The organism is Allobosea sp. BE125 (assembly GCF_031456075.1).
GTDB lineage: Bacteria > Pseudomonadota > Alphaproteobacteria > Rhizobiales > Beijerinckiaceae > Allobosea.
In genome coordinates this window covers 16,076-39,228 of sequence record NZ_JAVDTY010000004.1, presented here as the reverse complement: position 1 = coordinate 39,228, position 23,153 = coordinate 16,076, and the positions used below count along the sequence as shown (strand labels likewise).

Sequence of the window (23,153 nt, the reverse complement as noted above, 5' to 3'; positions counted from 1 at the left end):
AGGGTGCAGATCTACCTTCCGATCGCCGAACTCCCGATCAGCATCCTGATGGTGCTGGGCCTCAGCGGCGCGGTCGGCTTCATCTCCGGCCTGTTCGGCGTCGGCGGCGGCTTCCTGCTGACGCCGCTCCTGATCTTCCTCGACATTCCGCCCGCAGTCGCGGTCGCGACCGTTGCCGCGCAGGTCGCCGGCTCCTCGACCACCGGCGTCCTGACCTATTGGCGAAGGCGCGCGCTCGACTTCAAGCTCGGCGGCGTCCTCGTTGCCGGCGGCATATTGGGCACCGTGCTCGGCGTGCTGTTCTTCAATCTGATGCGCAGGCTCGGCCAGCTCGAGCTCGTCATCACCTTGTCCTATGTGACCCTGTTCACGATCATCGGCGGGCTGATGCTCTACGACGCCCTGCGGGCGATGTGGCGCGTGCGGGCGGGCAGGCCGGCGCGGTTGCGGCGGCGGGCGGGAACACATCCCTGGTGGATGGGCCTGCCGCTGCGGATGCGCTTCTATCGCTCCCAGCTCTACGCCAGCGTGATCCCGATCGCGCTGCTGGCGATCGTGATCGGCTTCATCGGTGCGGTGCTCGGCGTCGGCGGCGGCTTCATCCTGGTGCCGGCGCTGATCTATTTCTTCCGCATCCCGACCGCCGTCGTCGTCGGCACTTCGCTGTTCCAGATCCTGGTGACGATGACCGGCGCGACCATCCTGCACGCGCTGACCAACCAGTCGGTCGACCTGATCCTTGCGGTTCTCCTGCTGCTGGGCGGTGTCATCGGCGCACAGTTCGGCGGGCGGGCGGCGCGCAACCTCAATGTCGAATCCTTCCGCCTGTTGCTGGCGCTCCTGATCCTCTCCGTCGGCCTGCGCTTCGCCATCGAATTGTTCATCGCGCCGACCGAGCCCTTCTCCGTGATCGTGACGGAGGGCATACGGTGAGACACTCCCTTACAATCCTGCTGCTGGCGACACTGGCCGCGCTCACGGCCGCCTCGGCGCGCGCCGAGACATTGATCGCGGCGATGTCGAGCCATCAGATCCAGATCAACTCCAACTACACCGGCGACCAGCTCACGGTCTTCGGGCTGGTCGAGCGCGACGGGCGCACCGCCGCGCGTGGCGATCCCTACGACATCATCGTCACCGTGCGCGGCCCGCGGCGCATGCTTCTGGTGCGTGAAAAGGAGCGGCTCGGGCCGATCTGGATCAACCGCACCCAGCGGCGCTTTCCCGACAACTCGGTCTTCCTGGCGGTGGCGAGCAACCGGCCGCTCAACGAGATCATGAGCGAGGAGACCGCGCGGCGCGAGCGGATAGGCATTGAAAACGCCCAGCGCCTGCCCGATCCAGGGCTCGATTTCGGCCGGACGACAGCGCGCTTCAAGGACGGCATGATCCGCATCCTCGCGGAGAAGGGGCTCTATTCCCAGGAGGCGCGCGGCGTCACCTTCCTCTCCAACACGCTGTTCAGCGCGCCGATCCCGGTGCCGGCCACGGCGCCGACCGGGTCCTACGAGATCGACATCGTGCTTTATGCCGGGGGCGTGCCGCTGGCCCGGCAATCGACCAATTTCGAGGTGGTCAAATCCGGCATAGAGCAGCGCCTGGCCACGGGCGCCTATGAGCATTCCCTGCTCTACGGCCTCGCGACCGTCGCGCTTGCGCTGTTCTTCGGGTGGCTGTCCAGCGTCGTCTTCCGCAAGGATTGAGCGAAAGCCTTCAGCCGATCAGCAGGCCATAGGCGAAGAAGGGCGCCATCGTCCCCTCCTCGATCCGTGTCAGATCCTCAGTGAGTTCGACCAGCCCGTCGGTGCGGGTCAATGAGGTCAGGACGCCGGCCCCGTCCTGCGGGTGCTTGCGCGCAACCATGACGCCGTCGGTGGCCGGCGTCAGCGAGACCCGGACATATTCGCGCCGGCCCGCCTTCTTGGCGTAGGGAAAGCCGAGCCGCACCGGCAGCGGCGTCGGCGCGACATAATCGGCGCCCGCAAGCCGCGCGAGCAGCGGGCGCGCGACGAAGGCGAAGGTGACGAAGACCGCGACCGGATTGCCGGGCAAGCCGATGAAGGGCGTGGCGCCGACGAGCCCTATCGCGACGGGGCGGCCGGGCTTGATGCCGATGCGCCAGAACGCCAGCGAGCCGGCGCGCTCGACCGCCGCCTTGACGTGGTCCTCCTCGCCGGTCGAGACGCCGCCCGAGGTCAGGATCAGATCGCAAGAGGCAGCCGCCTCGGAGAGACGCAGCGCCAGGCTGACGGGCTCGTCGCGCAGGATGCCGAGATCGACGACCTCCGCGCCGGCGCGCGCGACCATGGCGCGCAGCAGGCTGCGATTGGCGTCGTAGATCGCCGCGGGCGCGAGCGCTTCGCCCGGCTCGGTCAGTTCGTCGCCGGTCGAGAAGATCGCGACGCGCGGCCGGCGATGAACGCTCACTTCGATCAGCCCGAGCGCCGCCAGGAGCGCGAGATCCTGCGGCCGCAGGCGCTGTCCGGTCTTCAGGGCGGTTTCGCCACGCGCGATATCCTCGCCCGCCGGGCGGGCATTGGCGCCGATCTTCAGCCCGGCCGGCAGCCTGACGAAGCCGTCATCGAGCCCGACATCCTCCTGCATGAAGACCGTATCAGCGCCCGGCGGCATCGGCGCGCCGGTGAAGACCCGCACCGCGACGCCCGCCGTCGCGGTGCCCGACGCGTCCGCTCCCGCAGCGACCCGGCCCCGCAGACGCAGGCGGCTCTCCCCGGCGGGGGCCAGATCGGCGAAGCGCACGGCATAGCCATCGACAGCCGAATTGGCGAAGGGCGGCAGGTCGAGCCCCGCCACGACATCCTGCGCCAGAACGCGGCCATCGGCCTCGGCGAGCGCGATAGTCTGCGCTCCCGCCAATGGCGCGACCAGGGAGCCGGCGCGCTCGGCTGCCTGCTCGACGCTCATCAACGCGCCGAAGGCTTCCTCATCCTTGCTGAGCTGGGCCATGACGTCCTCACTCTTCCCCGTGTCGCCCTTGCCCGTGTCGCCGCGCCAGCACGGCAGCGAGCGGCTCGGCCGCCGCCAGCGCGATATCGGCGACCGCTGCGATGTCGTCGAGGTCGACCACCGGGCGCCCCGCTTCGGGAAAGGCGCTGTCGCTCACCACTGCCAGGATGCTCGAATCTTCGGGATGCAAGGGCGGCTTGCCATTGGCTAAGCGGTAAATCTCGATCTTGGCGTGCGGGTCGCGCTTGAAGCCCTCGATGATGACGAGATCGACCGGCGACAGTCGCCCGAGCAATTCGCCGAGCTTCGCCTCCGGCTCGCCGCGCAACTCGCGCATCAGGGCCCAGCGCCGTTCCGAGGAGATCAGGACCTCGCGCGCGCCGGCCTGGCGATGCGCGTAGGAATCCTTGCCGGGCGTGTCGAGATCGAAGGCATGGTGGGCGTGCTTGAGCGTCGAAACCGAAACGCCGCGGCGGCCGAGTTCCGGGATCAATCGCGTCAGCAGCGTCGTCTTGCCCGCCCCGCTCCATCCCGCCAGACCGATCACGCGCATCGAGGGCCATGTCTCCAAACAAAAACCGGTCTCCAAACAAAAACCGGGCGCGAAAGCGCCCGGCTGTCATCTTTCAGATTGCCTCTCGCGGTCAAGCAATCCGTCCTGTCCAGGACAGACTTGGCGAGAACAGGCTCACTCCGCCGGCTGCAGCGTCTGGCCGCCCGGCACATGGCCCTTCCGCATCTCCTCGGCGACCCAGAGCGAATGGTGCTCCTTGGCCCAGTTGAGATCGACCTCGCCGGAGCCCATCGCGTCAAAAGCGCCCTCCATGCCGATCGTGCCGATATAGATATGCGCCAGGATCGCCGCGACCATCAGCACGGCGACGATGCCATGCACCACATTCCAGAACTGCATGGCCAGCACGCCGCCGGAGAAGAACGGGAACAGCAGGTTGAGGCCAGACAGCGAGAGCGCCGTGCCGCCGACCACCACCGTCCAGAACACGATCTTCTGGCCGCCATTGAAGCGCTTGGCCGGCGGGTGGCCCTTGCCGACGATGCCGCCGCCGGCGGCGAACCAACGGAGATCGACCATGCCGGGGATGTTGTCCTTGATCCAGACGACGAACATCAGCGCGATGCCGAGCATGAACGGCCAGGCGAGATAGTTATGCGCCCATTTCGCCACGACCGAGATATTGGTGAAGGTCTGCGGCCCGACCAATGGCAGCAGCAGCAGCTTGCCGAAGGTGACGTTGAGCCCCGACAGCGCCAGCACGATGAAGCAGGCGGCCGTCAGCCAGTGCATGAAGCGCTCGAAGCCGTTGAAGCGCGTCAGCGTGCGGCCCGACAGGCCGGACTCGACCCGGATGCGGCCCCGCACGAGGTAGAACACCGCCAGCAGAAGCAGCGTGCCGAGCACCACGACGGCGCCGACCTTGACCATGGTGCCCTGGTGGAAGGCACGCCATTCGCGCCCGGCGGGCCGCTCCAGCGTCGCGGCCTTGCCGTCGGGAATGGTGATGCGGCCCGTGAGCTCGGCCGAAGGATTGCCCTTCAGCGCGTCGAGGAACTGCTGTTCCTTGACCGAGTCCGCAGTCGGGTTGACCTGCTGCGCGAAAGCCGGAACGGCCAGCGCGACAGCGAAGGTCAGCAGCAGGCCGGTGACCAGGAGACGAAGGTGAGCGCTGAGACGCATTGCGAAATTCCTCTCGCGAGATGAACCGGACATCCTGCTCGGGGGAACGCGCCCGACCTTGCGGCCGAGACGCGCCCCTCCCCCCGAGCTAGATGGCGATCGTTTCCTTGTAGGCAGTCTGCCAACCCCAGGCGCCGGAGCCATAACCGCGCTTGACCACCCGCTCCTTGTAGATCTGGGCGATGATCTCGCCGTCGCCGGCGAGCAGCGATTTGGTCGAGCACATCTCGGCGCAGAGCGGCAGCTTGCCCTCGGCCAGGCGGTTCGAGCCATATTTCTGGAACTCGGCCGGGGAGAGATCGACCTCCGGGCCGCCCGAGCAATAGGTGCATTTGTCCATCTTGCCGCGCGAACCGAAATTGCCGACCTTGGGATATTGCGGCGCCCCGAACGGACAGGCGTAGAAGCAATAGCCGCAGCCGATGCAGAGGTCCTTGTTGTGCAGCACGACGCCGTCGGCGGTGTTGTAGAAGCAGTCGACCGGGCAGACCGCCATGCAAGGCGCGTCCGTACAATGCATGCAGGCCATCGAGATCGAGCGCTCGCCTGGCTTGCCGTCATTGATGGTGACGACGCGGCGCCGGTTGATGCCCCAGGGCACCTCGTTCTCGTTCTTGCAGGCGGTGACGCAGGCGTTGCATTCGATGCAGCGGTCGGCGTCGCAGAGGAATTTCATCCGGGCCATGGTTCAGTTCCTCTTCACGCTGCGGCGATCTGGCAGAGCGTGACCTTGCCTTCATGCATGGCAGTCACCGGGTCGTAGCCATAGGTCGTGAGGGTGTTGACCGACTCGCCGAGCACGATCGGATCCAGCCCCTTGGGGTAGTTCCCGCGCTGGTCGACGCCCTGGTAGAAGCCGCCGAAATGGAAGGGCATGAAGGCGACGCCCTTGCCGACGCGCTCCGTCACCAGCGCCTTGACCTTGGCTTTGGAGTTGTTCTCCGGCCCCGAAACCCAGACGAAGGCGCCGTCCTTGATGCCGCGCTCGGTCGCATCCGCCGGGTTGATCTCGACGAACATGTCCTGCTGCAATTCGGCGAGCCATTTGTTCGAGCGCGTCTCCTCGCCGCCGCCCTCATATTCGACGAGCCGGCCCGAGGTCAGGACGATCGGGAAGGATTTCGCGACGCCGCGCTCCACCGCCGCCTTCTGCATGGTCGTGTGGAGGTTGGGGATGCGCAAAGTCCGCTCGTCGGGACGCGCCGGCCATTTCGCCACGAGATCGACGCGCGGCGAGTAGATCGGCTCGCGATGGGTCGGGACCGGATCGGGGAGGTTCCAGGCATTGGCGCGGGCCTTGCCGTTGCCATAGGGCACGCAGCCATGGCTGAGCGCGACACGCTGGATGCCGCCTGACAGGTCGTTGGCCCAGTTCACCGTGTCGATCGCGTTACCGCCGATCCAGGTGATGGTCGCGATCTCGGCCGGCGTCAGATCCTGATCCCAGCCGAGCTTCTTCAGCATGCCCATGGTGAATTCGGGATAGCCGTCCTTGATCTCCGAATTCAGCGAGTAGGAGCCGTTCTCGGCCAGCAGCGTGTCGTTGACCTTGCTGCCGTCCGGCAAGGTGCGCTCGCGCGTCAGGCCGAAGCGCGGGCGGAAGGTACCGCCGCCATTATTCGCCTCGAGACCCGTGTTGTAGAGGATATGCGTGCCGGGATGCTTCAGTTCCGGCGTACCCCAGCACGGCCAGGGCAACCCGTAGAAGTCGTTTTCAACAGGCGAGCCCTTGGCGCCGCGCAGCGAAACCAGGTCGAACTTGTCCTGGTGCTGCATATGCAGCTTGAGGCGCTCGGGCGACTGCCCGGTATAGCCGGTCGACCAGCCGCCCTTGTTGATCTCGCGCAGGATCGATTCCGCCGAAGGCTCGAGGCCGTATTTGCCCTGCACCAGTTCGAGGGTCTTGAACATCGGCTCGGCGAAGCCGAGCTTCTGCGCCAGCTTGTAGATGACCCAGTAGTCATTGGCCGATTCGAAGATCGGATCGACGACCTTCTCGCCCCATTGCACCGAGCGGTTGGAGCAGGTGCGCGAGCCCGAGCATTCGAACTGCGTGCCGATCGGCAGGAGATAGGTGCCGTTCTTGCGCTGGCCGAGCGAGATGAAATTGGTCGGGTGCGGGTCGGCGACGACCAGCAATTCGAGCGTTTCCAGCCCCTTCACGGCGTCGGGCATGCGCGGGATGGTGTTGCCGCCATGGCCCATGACGATCATGGCCTTGAGGTTGTCCTTCTGGTCGACCTGCTCGGCGGGCATGTTGGCGGCGTCGAACCAGCGCGTCGAGGTGTGGCCCGAGGTCTCCATATTGGCCTTGGCCGTGCGGGCCGGGCGGCCGCCCTTGGCCGGCACCTCGTCGAAGCGCGTGACGAAATAATCGTAATCGACGCCCCAGACGCGGGCCCAATGACGCCAGGCGCCTTCGACCAGCCCGTAATAGCAAGGCAGATTCGAGATATCGAGGCCGAAATCGGTCGCGCCCTGCACGTTGCAATGGCCACGGAAGATGTTGGCGCCGTTGCCCATGCCGCCGACATTGCCGGTGGCGAGCAGGAGGTTGCAGATCGCCCGGACGTTCGCCGTACCGACCGAGTGCTGGGTCACGCCCATGCACCAGATGAAGGTCGCCGGCTTGACCTTGGCGAAGGTTTCCGCAGCGCGCTTCAATTGCGCCTCGGGGACGCCGGTGATGTCCTCGACTGTCTTGGGGTCGTATTTCTCGACCTCCTTGCGGACATCATCCATGCCGTAGACGCGCGCGGCGAGGAAGTCCTTGTCTTCCCAGCCATTCCTGAAGATGTGCCACATCATGCCCCAGATCACCGCAATGTCGGTGCCGGAGCGGATGCGGATGTAATCGGTCGCGTGGGCCGCGGTGCGGGTCAGGCGCGGGTCGAAGACGATGACATTGGCCCGGTTGATCTCCTTGCCGCTCAGGATGTGCTGCATCGAGACCGGATGGGCCTCGGCCGCATTCGAGCCCATGAACATGATCGTCTTGGAGTTGCGGATGTCGTTGTAGGAGTTCGTCATCGCGCCGTAGCCCCAGGTGTTCGCGACACCTGCGACCGTGGTGGAGTGGCAGATGCGCGCCTGGTGGTCGACATTGTTGGTGCCCCAGAAGGCGGCGAACTTCCGGAACAGATAGGAGCCCTCATTGGAGAACTTGGCCGAGCCGAGCAGATAGACGGAATCGGCGCCGGATTTGGCCCGGATCTGCATCATCTTGTCGCCGATCTCGCTGATCGCGACATCCCAGGTGATGCGCTGCCACTGCCCGTCGACCAGCTTCATCGGGTATTTGATGCGGCGGTCGCCATGGGTCAGCTCGCGCACCGAGGCGCCCTTGGCGCAGTGGCTGCCCCGGTTGATCGGGCTTTCCCAGGCCGGCTCCTGGCCGACCCAGACGCCGTTGGCGACCTCCGCCTTGACGGTGCAGCCGACGGAGCAATGGGTGCAGATGTTCTTGACGATCTTGGTGCCGCTCGCCGGGCCCAGCCCCTCCGCCGCATCCGCCTTGCGGACGGAGCCGATCTGGAGCGCGCTTGCGGCCGCGACGCCGCCGGCGACGAGGCCCGAGCGCCGCAGGAAGGTGCGCCGGTCCATCACGCCCGAGGACAGGCCCGCCATGGCGGCCCGGAGCTTGCCGCGCTGAACATCGGTCGATTTGCGCTTGATGAGCATGGCTTTGCGCCCTCAGTACCGGTTGACGCGATAGTAGTTCTTGACGTGCTCCGACTCCTGGTAGCGCGCCTTGGTCTCTTCCTTGCCAGGATCGACGGCAGCGGCCGGCGTCACCATGGCGGGTGTCGCGGCCACCGCCGCGCCGGCGCCCAGCGCCTTGAAGAAGCTGCGGCGGTCGAAGGCCGACGTCACGGTCTCTTTGGGCTTTTGCGACATCGTCGTCTCCTCCGCGCCGGGCAGACTGGCGGACGTCATGACGGCAGCCTTCCGGCTTCCGTCTCGATGGACAGGAACAGGCTGCCGACACGGCCGACGGCCCGGTAGAATTTCGAACCCTTCGCGACCTCCAGATCGGCGAAGAGGCGCTCGCCCCAGGGCTCGATATGGCGCGCATAAAAGGCGGCGGCATCGACGCCCTCGCCCGCAAAGGCGCCGCGGATCAGGTTCGCCATGATGTCCATCAGGATGGCGATATGATCTTCCGGCTCGCCGGCGCGCTCGGCCCGGGCGATGCCGAGCTTGCCCATGTCCTCGCGCACCAGCGCCAACGGACGCTCATGCAGGAAACCGGTCAGGTAATAGGAGGCGTAGGGCAGGATCTCGCCACGGCCGACGCCGATGAAGAGTTCGAAGAATTCGTCGCGCGCCGCTTCCGGCGTGAGCTCGGCGGCAGCCTCGGCCAAGGCAAAATGGGCCATGCCGAGCGGCGAGGCATCGCCCCGCAGACCTTGCAGAACGGCCAGCGTCTCGGCCGTCGGCGCCCGCCAGAGCAGCGCTCCGATTAATTGGTATTCCTGGGCGCGCGCCTCGTCGATCTCATCGATCGCCAGCGACGAACCACCGTTCATCGAAGCGGGCTGGTGCAGCGCGGTCTCGATGGGATAGAGATCCGGTCGCAGGTCGGAGCGCGGCACGCCGGTATTGGCTTCGACGGAGAGCACGCGGTCAGCAGGAACACGCTTCCAGCTCGAGATCGCTGGCTGCGACACGCCCAGGCTGCGCGCCAATGCACGCACCCCACCGGCAGCCCCGATCGCTCTCTCGAGTGCCGGATCACGCATCTTTTGCGGCGTTCCTCTCATCATCACGCGACGTTACTCCGCCGCTGAATCTTCTAAGCGTGGTGATAATGAAGACTTATCACCACAGAATACAAGAATTCTAATCTGGACTTAGATTGGAATGGCTCCGCCGCCGCGCTTGCGACGGGGCGCGTTCCGCGGCTCCGGCTCAGGATTATTTTGCACCGCAGCATAGACCCGATCTGGCGTAACCCGGTCTGTTTCGGCCTCTTCCGCCGGGTTCGTGCCGGCCTCGCTCACCCTGACAGGCCCGAGCGAGACCGCCGTAGCCAGCTCACTTCGCAGCGCAGCGTCCTGATTACGACTTTCGTCATGAGACGAAAGTTCATGCGACACGCTGTCGCCCGCGCCCTCATCCAGTCCAAAAAGAGCCGGACCGGGCTCCGGCGCGTCACCGAAGATGCCGCGCACCATCGCCTCGACATCGTCCGATTCCGTCAATGGGCCGTAGCCCGGCGCGCCACCCGGCGTGTTCCAGTCGAGCGCGTAGTCGCGGGCCGGATTCTCGAAATCGCGAATCGTCGGATCGCTCTCCCAGGCCCGCCGCATCGCCGCGAGTTTCCAACTTTCGGGCACGTTCTGCTTGAGCCAATGGGCGACGTCGAAATCCTTGTCGATCAGGTCGAGCGAGGGCGGCTCGACCATGTCGGGCTCGGATGCGGCGGCGTGCGGCTCAATCTCCGACGGCGACGCTTGCTCCGCCGGCGGGGCTTCCTTAGCCGGCAGCGCTTCGCTCACCGGCGATGGCGGGAGAGCCTCGCCTTGCTCCGCCACGGCGCGCTTGCGCCGCGACCAGCGCGTCAGGAAGCCTTCGTCGTCGGGATCGCCTGCACGCGGGCTCATCTCTCGCCCTCGCCCCGGCGTAGGCCCGGCTCGGGACGCGGGCCCCCGCCCTTGCGCGGATCATGCTCGCTGCGCTTGCGCTTGATGAATTCGCGCTCGACATGGTGCGCCTCGAAGAAGGCGAGCACCTGTTCGGCGATCAGGGCCGGCATCGGCAGCGCCTCGACGATGTCCCCGACATTTTCGGCATAGACTTCGCCCTCGAACGGGTCGGCGGTGACGCCGACGAAGTCCAGCTCGGGCTCGATCCCGGTCGGCCGGATCGCGACCCAGAGCTTGGCGCGGCCGGCCTGGAAGTTCTCGCGGAAATGCGCCGTGTCGACCGAATGCAGCGTCAACGTCGCCGGGCCGAGATAGACGCTGCGCCGGCCGGGCTCGCGGGCAAGCTCGGTCCAGGGCGCCAGCGCCGGCGGCTCGGGCAGCACGGCGAGCGGGCTCCAGGCATGGTCGACCCAGGGCGAATCGATCGCGCGCCGCTCGACCACGATCCCGACCTCGATGTGCGCTTGCGTCATGTCGCGATCCTCAATTCGTCATCGCGTTCGCCGACAGGGGCAGGCCTGTCACCAGATTCTGCGGCTTCAAGCGCAGGACCTTGTCGGCCGACATCGCCATGATGAGATAGATGGGCCTTGCCTGCGCCGCCGCCAACACCGGCACATCAGGTGGTAGCGTCATCCTATAGAGCGCCAGCACGCGCAACAGCGCCTCCTCACTAATGCTCTCGCCCTGCCAGAGCGCGTTGCCGATCGCGGTCGCCTGCGCATCGAGCCCGACGAACCAGCGCCAGTCGGCGTCCCTGACGCTCTCGATCGGTTCGATGACGACATCGAAGCCGTGAAGGGCACGCACCCAATGGCGCAGCGCCGCCGCCAGCGCCGCCCGCCCCGATGGCGAGCCGCCGAGATCGAGCACCATGTCGAAGCCGTCTGAGCGCTGCCAATAGCGGTCGGCATTGGCGGCTTTGAGGATATCGAGCGAGGTCACGGCGGGGCCGCCCAGCATGGCGAGCAGGGGCGAGGCGTGACGATCCGCCTCATGGCCCTCGATGATCTCGGCATCGGCCAGAAGGATCGTGTTCTCGTGCAGGGTGACGCGCTGCGGCCGGAACAGGCATTCAGCGGCGCGCACCACATAGGGATCGTCGACCTCATCGAGCGCGCCGCGGAGGATGACATGGGCGAGCTGGTCGAGGAACAAGGGCGGCACGCCCGCGACGCCCTCGCGGATGATCCGCGCATAGGCCGCCTCCAGCGTCGGCGCAGCGAGCAAGCGGTCGCGCCAGCCGATCAGGAAGCGCCAGTTCTCGCGGGCATCCTCGTCTGCGATCGCTGCGATCTCGGCCGCCGAGACCTCGGCCTGGGGCGTCGCCATCAGCCTGGCATGCAGCGCGCGCTCGGCCGCGCAGGCGTCCTCGGGCGGCAGCACTTCGGGCCGCGCCAGATAGGCCTTGAGGAAATCATCGGTAACGACGAGCCCGCCACTGGCGGCGCGGTCCAGCAGGACATGGCCGGAGGTCGCCCAGAAATGCATCATGATGCGTCCGTCTTCTTTCCCGATACCGGCATCTTGCCCAGCGCCAGCAGATCGACCTCATCCTGCGGCCCGTCCTCGCCCTCGACCTCCATAAACTCGAAGGCGCGGAAACCCGTGCCGTCCGGCTCGCCGCGCGGGGTGAGCGTACGGAAACGCTCGCGGATTTCGCCATCCTCCAGCGTGCGATGCAAGGCGATCAGCGTCTGCGCCGGATGGTCGCAGAGCGAGGCGGCGAAGGCGACCTCCTCGGCCGCAGCGCCGCGCGCCATGGCGAGATCGGGGGCGCCGAGTTTTGCGACGAGATGGCCGGCGAGCTGCGCGATCGCGGCCTCGCGCTCCGCCTCCGTCGCCTCGGTCACCACCGCCAACGTGCTCCAGCCGAAGCTCGCAATGCCGAGGAAGCCGGAGCGGAAGGCTGTGCGCCCCTTGGCGTCGAGCGCCGCGATCCCAGCCGGGTCGAACAGGAAGGAGCCGGCCACCAGCCATTCGCCGGGCTCGGCGGCGCGGCGGAAGACGAACGTGTCCGACGGGTCGAGCCGGATCGCGCGGGGCAGTTTGAGCGCGCTCACAGCTTGGGCCCGCCGCTGTCGCGGTCGAGCCAGTCAGCCCGGCCCAGCGCATCGACCAGGCTCCGGCGCTCGGCGCCGCTCTGCGAGGTCGCGATGAGATCGCCATTCGCCTCGATGCCGTGGCGGATGCCGACGACCTTGTCGAGCCGGTCGAGCCAGCGGCGGGCCACGGCCTTGGGCCCATCGCTTTGCCAATGCGTGACGCCGAGCATGAGATGACGCGCGAAGGATTCGATCAGATCGACCGCATCGACCTCCTCGAAACCTTCCTCTGCCATGCCGACGCCGGTCTGCCCCAGCGCAAAGGGCGCCATGGTGGTGGCGCGCAGCATCGCGCAGAAGACCAGCCAATCCGGCACATCGCCTTCGCCGCAACCCTGCGGCCAGGCGAGCCGGCCGCCGCCGATCAGGCCATGGTCGTAGATCAGCGCGTCAGGCCAGCGGAACAAGACCGGCCGCTCCGGCGGGCAATGCACGGCAAGCGCGTCGGCAAGCGCATTCATCGCGAGGTAGTGCGCGAGTCGCGCCTCGCCGAGCACGGCGTCCGGCTCCAGCACCACCGCGAATTCGACGATGTCGAAGCGGCGCACCCAGACCAGCGTCGCAGCCCCCGCCTCGGCGGCGATCGCCTGGGCATGGGCGAAGGCGTCGCCGGCTTCGCGCAGGGTCACGAGCGAGAAACCCGGCGGCAGGACAGGCTCCCGCCTGAGATCGTCAGGGCGCGGGATATTCACCGGCATGGCGGCCTCGCGCGATCGAAGCCATAGGCCGGCAGCTCCCGCGAGCCCTCATCCTGAGGAGCAAGGCAAGGCCTTGCGTCTCGAAGGATGCTCCAGCAGGCGCTGTCCTCGCGAACTGGGGCATCCTTCGAGACGCGCCTGCGGCGCTCCTCAGGATGAGGGCTGTGGGTGGCCATGGGCGTCTCAAAACCTCCGAAGCCGCGACGAATTGCTCATCGCCGGTTTCTTTTGAACCTTTCCAATTCCATATAAGCCTTGATCATCGCAAGGGAGACGAAAAGACGCTCCCGGCAGATCGGCCAAGGATAGTGAACGCGATGACCGGCACCGCACGCACGCTGATGGTCTGCACCTGCGAGGACACGATGCCGCTTGATGGCGAAGCGCTGGCGCGTGGCTGCAAGGGCAGCGAGATCAGGACGGCGCGGCATCTCTGCCGCACGCAGACGGACCTCTTCACCAAGCTGCTCGGCGAGCGTGACGCCATCACCGTCGGCTGCACGCAGGAGGCCCCGCTTTTTGAAGAAATCGCGGCGGACCTCGACTACTCCGGCGATCTCGTCTTCGCCAATATCCGTGAGACCGGCGGCTGGGCGCGTGAGGCGAAGTCGGCCGGCCCCAAGATGGCGGCTCTGCTGGCGGCGGCCGCCGAGCCGATGCCGCCGACGAGCTTCACCACCTTGGAAAGCAAGGGCGTGGCGCTGGTCTATGGCCATGACGAGGTCGCGCTCTCGGTCGGGCAGAGGCTGGCCGAACATCTCGACGTCACCATCCTGCTCTCGCGGCCCGGCGAGATCACGCCGCCGCGCCTCTCCGACATTCCGGTGCTGAAGGGCACGGTCGTCGCCGCAACCGGCTGGCTCGGCGCCTTCGATCTGACGGTCAATGACTACGCCGCGCCCTCCCCCTCCTCGCGGAGCAAGCTCGTCTTCGGCGAAGCGCGCAATGGCGCGAACTCGCAATGCGACATCGTCATCGATGTTTCCGGCGGCGCGCCGCTCTTCCCGGCCGGCGATCTGCGCGCCGGCTATCTGCGCGCCGACCCGCGCGACAAGGCAGCGGTCGAGCGCCTGATCGGAGAGGCCAGCCATCTCGTCGGCGAATTCGACAAGCCGGCTTACGTCCGGCTGAACCAGGATCTTTGCGCCCATTCGCGCTCGTCCAAGATCGGTTGCACGCGCTGCCTCGAGCTCTGCCCGACCGGGGCGATCACGCCAGCGGGCGACCATGTCGCGATCTCGGCCGAGATCTGCGCCGGCTGCGGCGCTTGCGCGGCCGTCTGCCCGACCGGCGCCGTGACCTACGCCCTGCCGCCGACCGACGCGCTGCTGCGCCGCCTGCGCACCCTGCTGACCACCTATACTGAGGCCGGCGGCCGCGAGGCCGTGCTGCTGCTGCATGATGGCGAGCATGGCGAGGCGCTGATCGACGCGCTCGCCCGCTTTGGTGACGGCCTGCCGGCACGCGTGCTGCCGCTGCGTGTCAACGAGATCACGCAGATCGGGCTCGAGACCCATGCGGCGGCGCTGGCTTTCGGGGCGTCCGCCATCCGCGTGCTCGGCCGCGCCAAACCGAAGCACGACCTCTCCGGCCTGACCCGCAATCTCGATTACGCCAACGCGCTGGCAGGCGCGCTCGGCTATGGCGAGGGTCGCGCCGGGCTGATCGAGACCGACGACCCTGACCAATTGGCGCAAGAGCTGGCGCGGATCGCGCCCGGCACCATCAGCACGACGCCGGCCCGCTTCCGCCCAATGGGCGATGGCCGGCCGTTGCTGCGCCAGACGATCGGGGAACTGCATGCCGCCGCACCGACGCCCATCGCGGCCGTGGCGATGCCGCCGCTCGCCCCTTTTGGGACGATCCATGTCGATAGCGAGGGCTGCACGCTCTGCCTGGCTTGCGTCTCCGCCTGCCCGGTGCAAGCGCTCTCGGACAATCCCGATCGCCCGACGCTCGCCTTCCAGGAAGACCTTTGCGTGCAATGCGGCCTTTGCGCCGCGACCTGCCCGGAAAAGGTGATCACGCTGGAGCCGCGCATCGATTTCGACGCCTGGGCCGGCGGCAAGCGCGTGCTGAAGCAGGAAGAGCCCTTCCACTGCATCAACTGCGCAAAACCCTTCGGCGTCAGGAGCACGATCGAGAAGATCGCGGCCAAGCTGGAGAACAAGCACTGGATGTTCTCGGGCGACGCCGCCAAGCGCATCTCGGTGATCAGGATGTGCGAGGATTGCCGCGTCGAGGTCGTGGTCAATGAGAGCTTCGACCCGCATCTCTCGCCGCAACGCCCGCCCGTGCGCACCACGGACGATTATCTGCGCGAACGGGCCGAGCGGGGCGAGGATCCGTTGCAGTAGAGCTTTCTCCCTCTCCCTTGTGGGGAGGGGAATCACCGCGTCACCTTCTCCAGCCACTCCACCAGAGCCTGCCGGTCCTCGGCCGAACCGATCGTCTGCTCCGGCATCTTGGTTCCCGGCGTGTAGGCATTCGGCCCGAGCTCGAAGAGCTTCGCCACCGTCTCCTTGCTCCAGACGATGTCCATCGTCTTGAAGGCGTCGGAATAGGCGTAGCCCGGCGCGGTTGCGATCCTGCGTCCGAAGAGGCCATGCAGGGTCGGCCCCGCCCGGTTGCCATCCGCCGGGGTGAGGGTGTGGCAGGCGGCGCAGGCGCGAAAGACCTGCGCGCCGCGCTCGCCCTGGAAGGCCGCCAGCACATCCTCGCCGGCGCGCGGAACGACAGTACCGATGTGCTCGCCAGTGACCGCGTTCCAGCGCCGGACCAGCCGGTCCGCGCCGCCCGAGAGCAATTCCTTGCCACCGGGCAGGAAGGTCAACGACCAAACGGGTAAGCCGGGCCCGAGCAGCGTCGCCCGGATCGTGCGCGTCTTGCGGTCGATCAGCGCGACCTGCCCGCGCAGGCCACCGGCCGCGATCATCGCGCCATCGGCTGAGAGCGCCAGCGCGATCAACGGCGTCTGCCCGATCTCGATCTCGGCGCGGGCCTCGCCCTCGGGGCCGAACAGCCTGAGCCTGCCATCGGCGGCGGCGACCGCGATCTCGCCATCGGGCGCGACCACGACGCCGTTCAGCGGCACCGGCAGCGTGACGATCCTGGCCGGTCCGTCGCCCGCCGGCCAGATCCGCAAGGTCGCGTCGTAGCCGGAGCTGACGACGACCCCGCCGGGCGCGAAGGCGACGCCATTCACCGGCCCCTTATGCCCTTCCAGCACGCGCGCGGAGCCATCCGCGAGCGAGGTCACGCGCAGCGTCTCGTCCCAGGAGGCGGAGGCGATGCTCCCGCCCTCCGGCGAGACCGCCAGCGCCGAAACCGGCCCCTTATGCCCTTCGATCACCCGCGCAGGCGCGTTCGCCTCGCCTTGCCAGAGCGCGATGCGGCCATCCTCCCCGCCGGTGGCGAAACTGAGGCCGTTCACGGTCGCAGCCGCATTGACCGCGCCCTGGTGGAAGCGCAGCACCTTTTCGGCGCTGCCCGTGCTCAATCGCCAGAGGATCGCCGACTGGTCGAAGGAGCCCGTCAGCGCGAACTGCCCGTCAGTCGAGACCGCAACCGCGCGCACCGGCCCGCCATGGCCACGCAGCTCCTGGGCGGGGGCGGGCGCGGCAAGCATTGCGAGACCGAGGCAGGCGAGACCGATGAAGCGCATGCCGTTATCATGTAACGGCGAAGCGGATTGGCAAGGCGCGCAGTTGCCCCAGCCCGATCAGCCATCATATGAAGCGCAGCCCTTTCGCCGAGTTCCAGGTTCCATGACCCCGATCCCGCTCAATCTGCGCGGCCTGAAATGCCCCCTGCCCGCGCTCAGGGTGCGCAAGGCGCTGAAGGGGGCTGAAGCCGGCGCGCTCTTCGTGGTCGAATGCACCGACCCGATGGCGGCGATCGACATTCCCAATCTGATGCGCGAGACCGGCGACGCGATCGAACGCAGCGCGAGCGAGGGTGACCTCCTCGTCTTTCATATCCGCAAGGCGGCGGCCTGACGCCGCGCCCGATTGGAGTTGCCGAATTGGCCCTGACCCAAGCCGACATCCTGCGCGCGCTCGAACTGGTGAAGCTGCCGGCGAGCGGGCAATCGCTCGCGGCGTCCGGCCGCGTCAACAACATCCTGATCGACGGCGGCAAGGTGATCTTCGCGATCGGCATCGACGCGACCGAGGCCGATGCGATGGAGCCGGTGCGCAAACAGGCGGAAAGCGCCGTCTCCGGCCTGCCCGGCGTGACGCAGGTGCTGGTCGGCCTCACCGCCGACAAGGCGCCTGCCTCGGCCGCGGCCCAGGCGCGCAGCCAGGCGCATCGCCCCGCGCCCGGTCCAGGCGGGCCGCCTCCCAAGGCCGCCGGCGTTCCCGGCGTGAAGCAAATCATCGCGGTCGCCAGCGGCAAGGGCGGCGTCGGCAAATCCACCACCACCGCCAATCTCGCCGTTGCGCTCAGCGTGCTCGGCCTCAAGGTCGGCGTGCTCGACGCCGACATCTACGGCCCGTCCGTGCCGAAAATCTTCGGCATCACCGGCAAGCCGAAGCTGATCTCGGGCCGGACGCTCGCGCCAATGGAGGCCTATGGCCTTAAGATCATGTCGATCGGTTTCCTGATCGACGAGGAAACGCCGATGATCTGGCGCGGGCCGATGGTGATCTCGGCCATCACCCAGATGCTGCGCGAGGTCGCCTGGGGCGAGCTCGACGTGCTCGTCGTCGACATGCCGCCGGGCACCGGCGACGCGCAGCTCACCATGGCGCAGCAGACGCCGCTGGCGGGTGCCGTCATCGTCTCGACGCCGCAGGATCTGGCGCTGCTCGATGCGCGCCGCGGCGTCGCGATGTTCCGCAAGGTCGAGGTGCCGATCCTCGGCGTGGTCGAGAATATGAGCTATTTCATCTGCCCGGAATGCGGCCACCGCTCCGACATCTTCGCCCATGGCGGGGCGCGGCACGAAGCGGAGCGCCTCGGCGTGCCCTTCCTCGGCGAGGTGCCGCTCGCCATGTCGATCCGCGAGACCTCCGATGGTGGTCGCCCGATCGTCGCCAGCGACCCCGACAGCGCCCATGCGAAGGCCTATCTCGCCATCGCGCGGCAGGTGCAGGCGGGCTTGAGCGGCGCGGTCAGGGCAGCGCCCCGCATCGTCATCGAGTGAGTGCGCGTCCCGGAATCAGAGCGCCTCTTGACATGGTCGCCAGTATGTTCTTCTTTTGTTCTTTATGAACCGAAGGAGCGGCCCATGTCCGTGAGCCATGCGCGCCATATCGGGATCGGCATCGATCGTCCGGCGGACGAGGTCTATGCCTTCCTGGCCGAACCGCTGAACTTTCCGAAATGGGCCGAGGGGCTCGGGCATAGTTTCAGCCATGTCGAGGGCATGACCTGGGTCGCCGAGACGCCGATGGGCCGGATGCGAATCCTGTTCAGCGAGCCCAACCGCTACGGCGTGCTCGACCACGCCGTCATTCCCGACAATGGCAAGACCATGCACAATCCGATGCGCGTCATGGCCAATGGCGACGGCAGCGAGGTCGTGTTCACGCTGTTCCAGCGCGACATGTCAGACGACGAAATGGCGCGCGACGCCGGCATGGTCGCCCGCGACCTGGCGGCGTTGAAGGCGCTGCTGGAGGGTTAGAGCCTAGAGCCTGACGCTGCCGGTCGAATAGGCTGTTTCCACCGGCTTCTGGAAGAAGTCGTTCAGTACGAGGCTAGCCCCGAAAGCGGCGACCACGGCGAAGATGACGGCGGCGACGAATGATTTCACGATCTTCCCCCAAGACTCAGCAGCGAAAGGCTCGGCAGCGATAAGCTGTCCTTATTCCCAGGAGAGATAGCGAGCGGCGCGGCTTGTATCAAGCAGGCCGAAGGGCGGTAAAGCCCAGCCTCCGGCAGCGCTCACCCCGAGGAGCATCCTTCGAGACGCCGCTTCACGGCTCCTCAGGATGAGGGTGGAAGGTCCCTGTCGTTCAGGCTCACGAAAAGCCGCTCGGCCTCAGTCAGATCCTCCGGCCGGTTGGCGTTGAAGAACGGATCGACGGGATCGACCGGCCATTCCGCGCCGGCGCAACCGTGGCGCGCCGTCCAGCGGTCGATCTTGCGCTCGTCCTCGACGGTCAGCGCATGGCGCAGTTCCTCGCGCAGCGCCAGCGGCCAGAGCCCGATGACGGGATGCGTCCAGCCGCCCGATGCCGCACAGGCGAGCGGAACATTCAGCTCCGCGCGGGCGAGGTGCAGACGGGCGACGAGGTCGCGCGGGATAAAGGGCGTGTCGGCGGCGACGCTGACCATCCAGCTCGATCCGGGCCGGTGCTTCGCCATCCAGTCGAGCCCGGCGAGGATGCCGGCGAGCGGGCCGGCGAAATCCGGCACGCTGTCGGCGACGACCGGCAGGCCATAATCGGAAAAGCGCGCCGGATCGCCATTGGCGTTGATCAGCAGGCTCTCGCATTGCGGGCCGAACCGCTCGACGACATGTGCGAGAATGGTCCTGCCCGCGATCGTCCGCAGCGGCTTGTCGCCGCCGCCCATGCGTCGCGCAAGGCCGCCGGCGAGGAGCAGGCCGAGGGTAGGTGGCGTCATGTGGCGGCTTTCAGCCGGCTCATCTCGCGAGCGACAGCGTCCGCATTGGCTATGCCGATAAAGCCGTCGCTGACGAGGCTTCGCCCTTCCCCACCATCGACCCAGTACTCATGGAAGAGCACGTTACCCTTCCCAGATGCTCCAGCCTCAAGGTCGATGAACTTAACCGACGCGTGCGCAATACTGACAATACCCGACGGCTTTTCAATAATTGCGCGCCTGTCGGTGAGCAGATACGCCATACTCTTCACCTCATTGCGATATTTGTCAGCCAAGCCGAGGAAACTCGCCCAAAATAAATATGCGACGATGAATGAGAACAATGCTCCTCCGACAAGCAGCCAACCGGTCGTGTTTCTCAGCAACCAGATCATCGCCACGCCTATCGGCACGGAAAAGCATAACACCATGGGGGCAACCAGCCAGATGTTCTGTCGGAGCATATAGCGAACCAGATTCGGCCGCCCCCACCAGATTGCTGTCTCGCCGGGCTCGAGCAAATGAGCCGGGCACCAAGGCATGCCCCTATCCGGCTTCAGCTCAGTCATCACGCTCCGCCCCCTTGCGCCGGCTCTTGCCGCCCTCCTCCTCGACGCTCTCGGGATCCTGGTCGAAGACGATGTTGCCCTCGCCGGCGAGCGCCACGAAGCGCTTGCCGCGCGCCCGGCCGATCAGGGTCAGCCCGGCCTTGCGGGCAAGCTCGACGCCCCATTCGGTGAAGCCGGAGCGCGAGACCAGCACGGGGATGCCCATGCGCACGGTCTTGATCACCATTTCCGAAGTCAGCCGGCCGGTGGTGTAGAAGATCATCCTGCCGGGATCGACATCGTGCCTGAACATCCAGCCGGCGACCTTGTCGACGGCATTATGGCGGCCGACATCCTCCATATAGACCAGCGGCCTGTCGGCCTCGCAGAGCACGCAGCCATGGATCGCGCCGGCCTCGAGATAGAGCGAGGGCGTGGTGTTGATCTTGCGGGTCAGCGCGTAGAGCCAGCTCGTGCGCAATTGCGCCTTCGGCAGCTTGATCTCGTCGATCGCCTCCATCAGGTCGCCGAAAGCGGTGCCCTGGGCGCAGCCGGAGGTCAGCGTCTTCTTCTTCAGCTTCGCCTCGAAATTGGTGCGCTCCGGCGTGCGCACCACCACGACTTCGAGCTCTTCGTCATAATCGACCGCCTCGACGACATCGCCGCGCTTCAGCATGTTCTGGTTCAGGAGATAGCCGAGCGCGAGATAGTCGGGGTGATCGCCGATCGTCATCATGGTGACGATCTCCTGGGCGTTCAGATAGAGCGTCAGCGCTCGCTCCGTGACGACGCGGGTCTCGACGGTCGCCCCCGTCTGGTCGATGCCGGAAACGGTCGCGCCCAGGCGCGGCGCGGCGGGGTCCGGGCGCACCAGGTAATCGTCGAGAAAGCTCATATCCTGCGCCACGGCGCTTGCTCCGGCGGGTTCGTCAGGCCGCGATGCGCGCTTGCGCGACGGCCCAGGCCTCGACGACAGCCTCCTCGGGCGCGAGCTCGACCCAATCCTCGCCGGCGAAATCGCGCCAGGCAGGCAGGAAATCGCGGCGAACAGCGATGAGCAGCGGCAGGCCGGCCAGCAAGGCGGCGGCGATCTCCTGCCGCAAGCCCTGGCCGAGCATCTCCTGCCGGCCGAATTTGTTGACGATCACGAGCTCGGCCCCACCAGCCAGCGCCGACGCCATCGCGCCGCCGGCGGCTGCAAGCCCAGTCGCGTCGAGCCTGCAACCGGCAGAGCCAGCGCCGCGATCCTCGCTGATCGGAAAATGCCGACCACTGGCGAGATCCTCGAGCATCATCGCCGCGCAACCGCTCTCGCAGTCATCCGTGTTGAGCTGCACGACGCCGCCGAGCCTGACGCCGCGATCCTTCAGGCGCCGCGCGAGACCGGCCATGAAGCCGTCGATCGGGAAGCCCTGGGAATAGGGAATGGCCGCGAGCAAAGTCATGCCGATTCATCCCACGAAAGGCCCGTCCAAGGCCAGCGTGCTTTCGTCGCAGGAGCGACCAAGTCAACGGAGCCGGCTTTCGAGATGGCGGCCGAGATGACGGCATAGTGTTGCGCCGCACCTACAGCCGCATGCCCGGTGGCCCGCTAGGGTGCGGACAGGTTGATGTCCGGCGCTTTTTCCGGATGAGGCTGGCTGCTGGTTTATCGTCATGATCCGCCGTAATGCTCAAGGACCTCGCGACCCCGCCGTGGACGCCGCCGTGCTGCTACGCCGGATCGGCTTCGCGACGCTGGCGCTCGCGCTGCCATTGGCGTCGCTGGTGTCGCGTCGCGCCGCGGTCGTGCTCGTGCCGATCGGCGTCGTCCTGCTCGTCATCTCCTCCCTGGTCGAGGAGCCCGGCTGGTTCACCGGCACGCTCAAGCGCGCCTTGCTGAGCCGGCCCGGCATGATTCTGGTCGGCCTCGTCGCCTGGTCGGTGCTCTCGCTGATCTGGAGCCCCTATACCTCCTCGGCGACGGAGAAGGCCGGCAATCTTGTGCTCGCGGTCACGCTCGGCTTCTGCGGCACCTCCGCGCTGCCCGAGCGCATGCGCGCCTCCAACCTCAATCTCGCGGCGCTCGGCACGGGCCTGGCCGCCATCTTCGCGCTCGCGCTCATCGTCGTGGCGGCGCTGCGCCGCTCCGACGCGGAGATCGGCAGCGTCGAGCGCGGTATCAGCGTCGTGCTGATCATGGCCTGGCCGGCGCTGGCCTGGCTTTTGTCGCGCGCCCGCGGCTTGAGTGCGCTGGGGCTTGCCCTCGTCGTCGGCCTGCTCGCGCTGACGCGCTTCGAGGATGGCGAGGCCGTCGCAATGATCTGCGGCGCGGTCGCCTTCGGCGCCGTCAGCGCCAATCGCGAGAAGGCTATCCCGATCATCGCTGCGCTGATCGGCGGCGTCATGCTGCTCGCGCCGATCCTGCCCTTCCTGCTGATCCCGATCGTCTCGCGCTTTCCCGAGAGCACCAGCGACTTCGTGCAGGCGCTCGGCGTCTGGGCCGATGTCGTCGGCCGCGAGCCGGTTCAGTTGATCACCGGCCACGGGCTCGACACGGTCCTGCGCAGCCGCGTGACCGGCGCCCTGCCGACGACGACGCCGACGACGTTGCTCTTCGAGACCTGGTACGAACTCGGCATCGTCGGAGCTGCTGCGGCGGCGGCCTGCCTGTATTTCGCCATCCGCGCCGCCCGCCACATGCCGGTCGCGCTGGCGGCGGGCGGGGTCGCGGCCTATACGACCGCCTTCGCGCTGACCGCGCTCGGCTTCGCGACGCTACAGCCCTGGTGGCTGATGACCCTGGCGGCGGTGGTCCTGCTGTTTGCGGCGATCGCGCGCGGGCAATACCGCACCGAGCGGCCGGTCGCGCCCTTGCCGGCCAACGTGCAGAACCGGCGCAAGAACGACAGGCCCCTGGCGCCCGCTCCCGAGAACTGAGCCGGCTTCAATCTTCA

Annotated in this window: 25 protein-coding genes; 7 read left to right on the top strand and 18 right to left on the bottom strand. The window is 67.2% G+C overall.

Features of this window, described 5'->3' with window-relative positions; all coding sequences use genetic code 11:
* The first annotated feature begins 3 nt into the window (after positions 1 to 3).
* Complete coding sequence (locus J2Y55_RS10975; protein WP_310152176.1) at positions 4 to 933, top strand: sulfite exporter TauE/SafE family protein; 930 nt, start codon at positions 4 to 6, stop codon at positions 931 to 933.
* Entirely contained in the window at positions 930 to 1,703 is a 774-nt protein-coding gene (locus J2Y55_RS10970) for a TIGR02186 family protein (protein ID WP_310152173.1), read from the top strand. Before J2Y55_RS10975 ends, J2Y55_RS10970 begins: the two co-directional genes overlap by 4 nt.
* Before the next feature lie 10 nt (positions 1,704 to 1,713).
* Here J2Y55_RS10970 and J2Y55_RS10965 read toward each other — a convergent pair whose 3' ends face one another.
* From J2Y55_RS10965 to J2Y55_RS10910, 12 genes are all read right to left on the bottom strand, one after another.
* Positions 1,714 to 2,967 (bottom strand): molybdopterin molybdotransferase MoeA, encoded by a 1,254-nt coding sequence (locus J2Y55_RS10965; protein WP_310152170.1) that lies wholly within the window; start codon positions 2,965 to 2,967, stop codon positions 1,714 to 1,716.
* Positions 2,968 to 2,974: 7 nt separating this feature from the next.
* A complete protein-coding gene (gene mobB / locus J2Y55_RS10960) occupies positions 2,975 to 3,520 on the bottom strand; it encodes a molybdopterin-guanine dinucleotide biosynthesis protein B (protein ID WP_310152167.1) in 546 nt (181 codons plus the stop codon).
* A gap of 135 nt (positions 3,521 to 3,655) precedes the next feature.
* A complete protein-coding gene (locus J2Y55_RS10955; RefSeq protein WP_310152165.1) occupies positions 3,656 to 4,663 on the bottom strand; it encodes a formate dehydrogenase subunit gamma in 1,008 nt (335 codons plus the stop codon).
* 88 nt (positions 4,664 to 4,751) lie between these two features.
* Positions 4,752 to 5,348, bottom strand: coding sequence for a formate dehydrogenase FDH3 subunit beta (gene fdh3B / locus J2Y55_RS10950; protein ID WP_069690071.1), 597 nt, complete (start codon positions 5,346 to 5,348; stop codon positions 4,752 to 4,754).
* A gap of 14 nt (positions 5,349 to 5,362) precedes the next feature.
* The gene (locus J2Y55_RS10945) at positions 5,363 to 8,344 is read right to left on the bottom strand and encodes a formate dehydrogenase subunit alpha (RefSeq protein WP_310152159.1); all 2,982 of its coding nucleotides are present in this window, start codon (positions 8,342 to 8,344) and stop codon (positions 5,363 to 5,365) included.
* Between the two features lie 12 nt (positions 8,345 to 8,356).
* On the bottom strand, positions 8,357 to 8,599 hold the full coding sequence (locus J2Y55_RS10940) for a formate dehydrogenase (RefSeq protein WP_404978884.1): 243 nt from the start codon (positions 8,597 to 8,599) through the stop codon (positions 8,357 to 8,359).
* Entirely contained in the window at positions 8,596 to 9,405 is an 810-nt protein-coding gene (locus J2Y55_RS10935) for a Cro/CI family transcriptional regulator (RefSeq protein WP_310152156.1), read from the bottom strand. The genes J2Y55_RS10940 and J2Y55_RS10935 overlap by 4 nt, the downstream gene beginning before the upstream one ends.
* Before the next feature lie 111 nt (positions 9,406 to 9,516).
* Complete coding sequence (locus J2Y55_RS10930; RefSeq protein WP_310152153.1) at positions 9,517 to 10,269, bottom strand: DUF3306 domain-containing protein; 753 nt, start codon at positions 10,267 to 10,269, stop codon at positions 9,517 to 9,519.
* Positions 10,266 to 10,784 (bottom strand): DUF3305 domain-containing protein, encoded by a 519-nt coding sequence (locus tag J2Y55_RS10925; RefSeq protein WP_310152152.1) that lies wholly within the window; start codon positions 10,782 to 10,784, stop codon positions 10,266 to 10,268. Before J2Y55_RS10925 ends, J2Y55_RS10930 begins: the two co-directional genes overlap by 4 nt.
* Before the next feature lie 10 nt (positions 10,785 to 10,794).
* On the bottom strand, positions 10,795 to 11,805 hold the full coding sequence (locus tag J2Y55_RS10920) for a DUF6352 family protein (RefSeq protein ID WP_310152149.1): 1,011 nt from the start codon (positions 11,803 to 11,805) through the stop codon (positions 10,795 to 10,797).
* Complete coding sequence (locus tag J2Y55_RS10915) at positions 11,802 to 12,374, bottom strand: DUF6505 family protein (RefSeq protein WP_310152146.1); 573 nt, start codon at positions 12,372 to 12,374, stop codon at positions 11,802 to 11,804. The genes J2Y55_RS10920 and J2Y55_RS10915 overlap by 4 nt, the downstream gene beginning before the upstream one ends.
* Positions 12,371 to 13,114 carry a biotin/lipoate--protein ligase family protein gene (locus tag J2Y55_RS10910; protein WP_310152142.1) on the bottom strand — a complete coding sequence of 248 codons (744 nt, stop codon included), beginning with the start codon at positions 13,112 to 13,114 and terminating at the stop codon, positions 12,371 to 12,373. Before J2Y55_RS10910 ends, J2Y55_RS10915 begins: the two co-directional genes overlap by 4 nt.
* 317 nt (positions 13,115 to 13,431) lie before the next feature.
* Between J2Y55_RS10910 and J2Y55_RS10905 the strand changes: the two genes are divergently transcribed.
* Entirely contained in the window at positions 13,432 to 15,471 is a 2,040-nt protein-coding gene (locus tag J2Y55_RS10905) for a 4Fe-4S binding protein (protein ID WP_310152140.1), read from the top strand.
* Between the two features lie 32 nt (positions 15,472 to 15,503).
* Here the strand turns inward: J2Y55_RS10905 and J2Y55_RS10900 are convergent, their stop codons facing one another.
* Positions 15,504 to 16,778, bottom strand: a complete 1,275-nt coding sequence (locus J2Y55_RS10900; RefSeq protein ID WP_310152137.1) for a c-type cytochrome — start codon at positions 16,776 to 16,778, stop codon at positions 15,504 to 15,506.
* Positions 16,779 to 16,881: 103 nt separating this feature from the next.
* Here J2Y55_RS10900 and J2Y55_RS10895 point away from each other — a divergent pair, with 103 nt between their 5' ends.
* The 3 genes from J2Y55_RS10895 (at position 16,882) to J2Y55_RS10885 (ending at position 18,746) form a co-directional block, all read left to right on the top strand.
* Entirely contained in the window at positions 16,882 to 17,112 is a 231-nt protein-coding gene (locus J2Y55_RS10895; RefSeq protein WP_092169792.1) for a sulfurtransferase TusA family protein, read from the top strand.
* A 26-nt stretch (positions 17,113 to 17,138) separates the two neighbouring features.
* Entirely contained in the window at positions 17,139 to 18,263 is a 1,125-nt protein-coding gene (locus J2Y55_RS10890; RefSeq protein WP_310152128.1) for an Mrp/NBP35 family ATP-binding protein, read from the top strand.
* A gap of 84 nt (positions 18,264 to 18,347) precedes the next feature.
* A complete protein-coding gene (locus tag J2Y55_RS10885; RefSeq protein ID WP_310152125.1) occupies positions 18,348 to 18,746 on the top strand; it encodes an SRPBCC family protein in 399 nt (132 codons plus the stop codon).
* Positions 18,747 to 18,749: 3 nt separating this feature from the next.
* Here J2Y55_RS10885 and J2Y55_RS10880 read toward each other — a convergent pair whose 3' ends face one another.
* From J2Y55_RS10880 to J2Y55_RS10860, 5 genes are all read right to left on the bottom strand, one after another.
* Entirely contained in the window at positions 18,750 to 18,875 is a 126-nt protein-coding gene (locus J2Y55_RS10880; protein WP_310152123.1) for a hypothetical protein, read from the bottom strand.
* A 173-nt stretch (positions 18,876 to 19,048) separates the two neighbouring features.
* Entirely contained in the window at positions 19,049 to 19,690 is a 642-nt protein-coding gene (mobA, locus tag J2Y55_RS10875) for a molybdenum cofactor guanylyltransferase MobA (protein ID WP_310152119.1), read from the bottom strand.
* Positions 19,687 to 20,238, bottom strand: a complete 552-nt coding sequence (locus J2Y55_RS10870) for a YdbT family protein (RefSeq protein WP_310152116.1) — start codon at positions 20,236 to 20,238, stop codon at positions 19,687 to 19,689. The genes mobA and J2Y55_RS10870 overlap by 4 nt, the downstream gene beginning before the upstream one ends.
* On the bottom strand, positions 20,231 to 21,112 hold the full coding sequence (locus J2Y55_RS10865) for a formate dehydrogenase accessory sulfurtransferase FdhD (RefSeq protein ID WP_310153302.1): 882 nt from the start codon (positions 21,110 to 21,112) through the stop codon (positions 20,231 to 20,233). Before J2Y55_RS10865 ends, J2Y55_RS10870 begins: the two co-directional genes overlap by 8 nt.
* Before the next feature lie 34 nt (positions 21,113 to 21,146).
* Positions 21,147 to 21,662, bottom strand: coding sequence for a DUF2478 domain-containing protein (locus tag J2Y55_RS10860; RefSeq protein ID WP_310152113.1), 516 nt, complete (start codon positions 21,660 to 21,662; stop codon positions 21,147 to 21,149).
* 211 nt (positions 21,663 to 21,873) lie between these two features.
* Here J2Y55_RS10860 and J2Y55_RS10855 point away from each other — a divergent pair, with 211 nt between their 5' ends.
* Positions 21,874 to 23,136 carry a peptide ABC transporter permease gene (locus tag J2Y55_RS10855; protein WP_310152110.1) on the top strand — a complete coding sequence of 421 codons (1,263 nt, stop codon included), beginning with the start codon at positions 21,874 to 21,876 and terminating at the stop codon, positions 23,134 to 23,136.
* Positions 23,137 to 23,153: the final 17 nt, after the last annotated feature.

What these genes read in the sequence shown, in the direction of transcription:
- J2Y55_RS10955 (WP_310152165.1), bottom strand. Translation starts at nt 4,663, where the DNA reads ATGCGTCTCAGCGCTCACCTTCGTCTCCTGGTCACCGGCCTGCTGCTG.
- J2Y55_RS10935 (WP_310152156.1), bottom strand. Translation starts at nt 9,405, where the DNA reads ATGCGTGATCCGGCACTCGAGAGAGCGATCGGGGCTGCCGGTGGGGTG.
- J2Y55_RS10885 (WP_310152125.1), top strand. Translation starts at nt 18,348, where the DNA reads ATGTCCGTGAGCCATGCGCGCCATATCGGGATCGGCATCGATCGTCCG.
- mobB (WP_310152167.1), bottom strand. Translation starts at nt 3,520, where the DNA reads ATGCGCGTGATCGGTCTGGCGGGATGGAGCGGGGCGGGCAAGACGACG.
- J2Y55_RS10920 (WP_310152149.1), bottom strand. Translation starts at nt 11,805, where the DNA reads ATGATGCATTTCTGGGCGACCTCCGGCCATGTCCTGCTGGACCGCGCC.
- J2Y55_RS10945 (WP_310152159.1), bottom strand. Translation starts at nt 8,344, where the DNA reads ATGCTCATCAAGCGCAAATCGACCGATGTTCAGCGCGGCAAGCTCCGG.
- J2Y55_RS10900 (WP_310152137.1), bottom strand. Translation starts at nt 16,778, where the DNA reads ATGCGCTTCATCGGTCTCGCCTGCCTCGGTCTCGCAATGCTTGCCGCG.
- J2Y55_RS10940 (WP_404978884.1), bottom strand. Translation starts at nt 8,599, where the DNA reads ATGACGTCCGCCAGTCTGCCCGGCGCGGAGGAGACGACGATGTCGCAA.
- J2Y55_RS10925 (WP_310152152.1), bottom strand. Translation starts at nt 10,784, where the DNA reads ATGACGCAAGCGCACATCGAGGTCGGGATCGTGGTCGAGCGGCGCGCG.
- J2Y55_RS10860 (WP_310152113.1), bottom strand. Translation starts at nt 21,662, where the DNA reads ATGACTTTGCTCGCGGCCATTCCCTATTCCCAGGGCTTCCCGATCGAC.
- J2Y55_RS10870 (WP_310152116.1), bottom strand. Translation starts at nt 20,238, where the DNA reads ATGACTGAGCTGAAGCCGGATAGGGGCATGCCTTGGTGCCCGGCTCAT.
- J2Y55_RS10855 (WP_310152110.1), top strand. Translation starts at nt 21,874, where the DNA reads ATGATCCGCCGTAATGCTCAAGGACCTCGCGACCCCGCCGTGGACGCC.
- J2Y55_RS10865 (WP_310153302.1), bottom strand. Translation starts at nt 21,112, where the DNA reads ATGAGCTTTCTCGACGATTACCTGGTGCGCCCGGACCCCGCCGCGCCG.
- J2Y55_RS10905 (WP_310152140.1), top strand. Translation starts at nt 13,432, where the DNA reads ATGACCGGCACCGCACGCACGCTGATGGTCTGCACCTGCGAGGACACG.
- J2Y55_RS10965 (WP_310152170.1), bottom strand. Translation starts at nt 2,967, where the DNA reads ATGGCCCAGCTCAGCAAGGATGAGGAAGCCTTCGGCGCGTTGATGAGC.
- mobA (WP_310152119.1), bottom strand. Translation starts at nt 19,690, where the DNA reads ATGACGCCACCTACCCTCGGCCTGCTCCTCGCCGGCGGCCTTGCGCGA.
- J2Y55_RS10930 (WP_310152153.1), bottom strand. Translation starts at nt 10,269, where the DNA reads ATGAGCCCGCGTGCAGGCGATCCCGACGACGAAGGCTTCCTGACGCGC.
- J2Y55_RS10910 (WP_310152142.1), bottom strand. Translation starts at nt 13,114, where the DNA reads ATGCCGGTGAATATCCCGCGCCCTGACGATCTCAGGCGGGAGCCTGTC.
- fdh3B (WP_069690071.1), bottom strand. Translation starts at nt 5,348, where the DNA reads ATGGCCCGGATGAAATTCCTCTGCGACGCCGACCGCTGCATCGAATGC.
- J2Y55_RS10895 (WP_092169792.1), top strand. Translation starts at nt 16,882, where the DNA reads ATGACCCCGATCCCGCTCAATCTGCGCGGCCTGAAATGCCCCCTGCCC.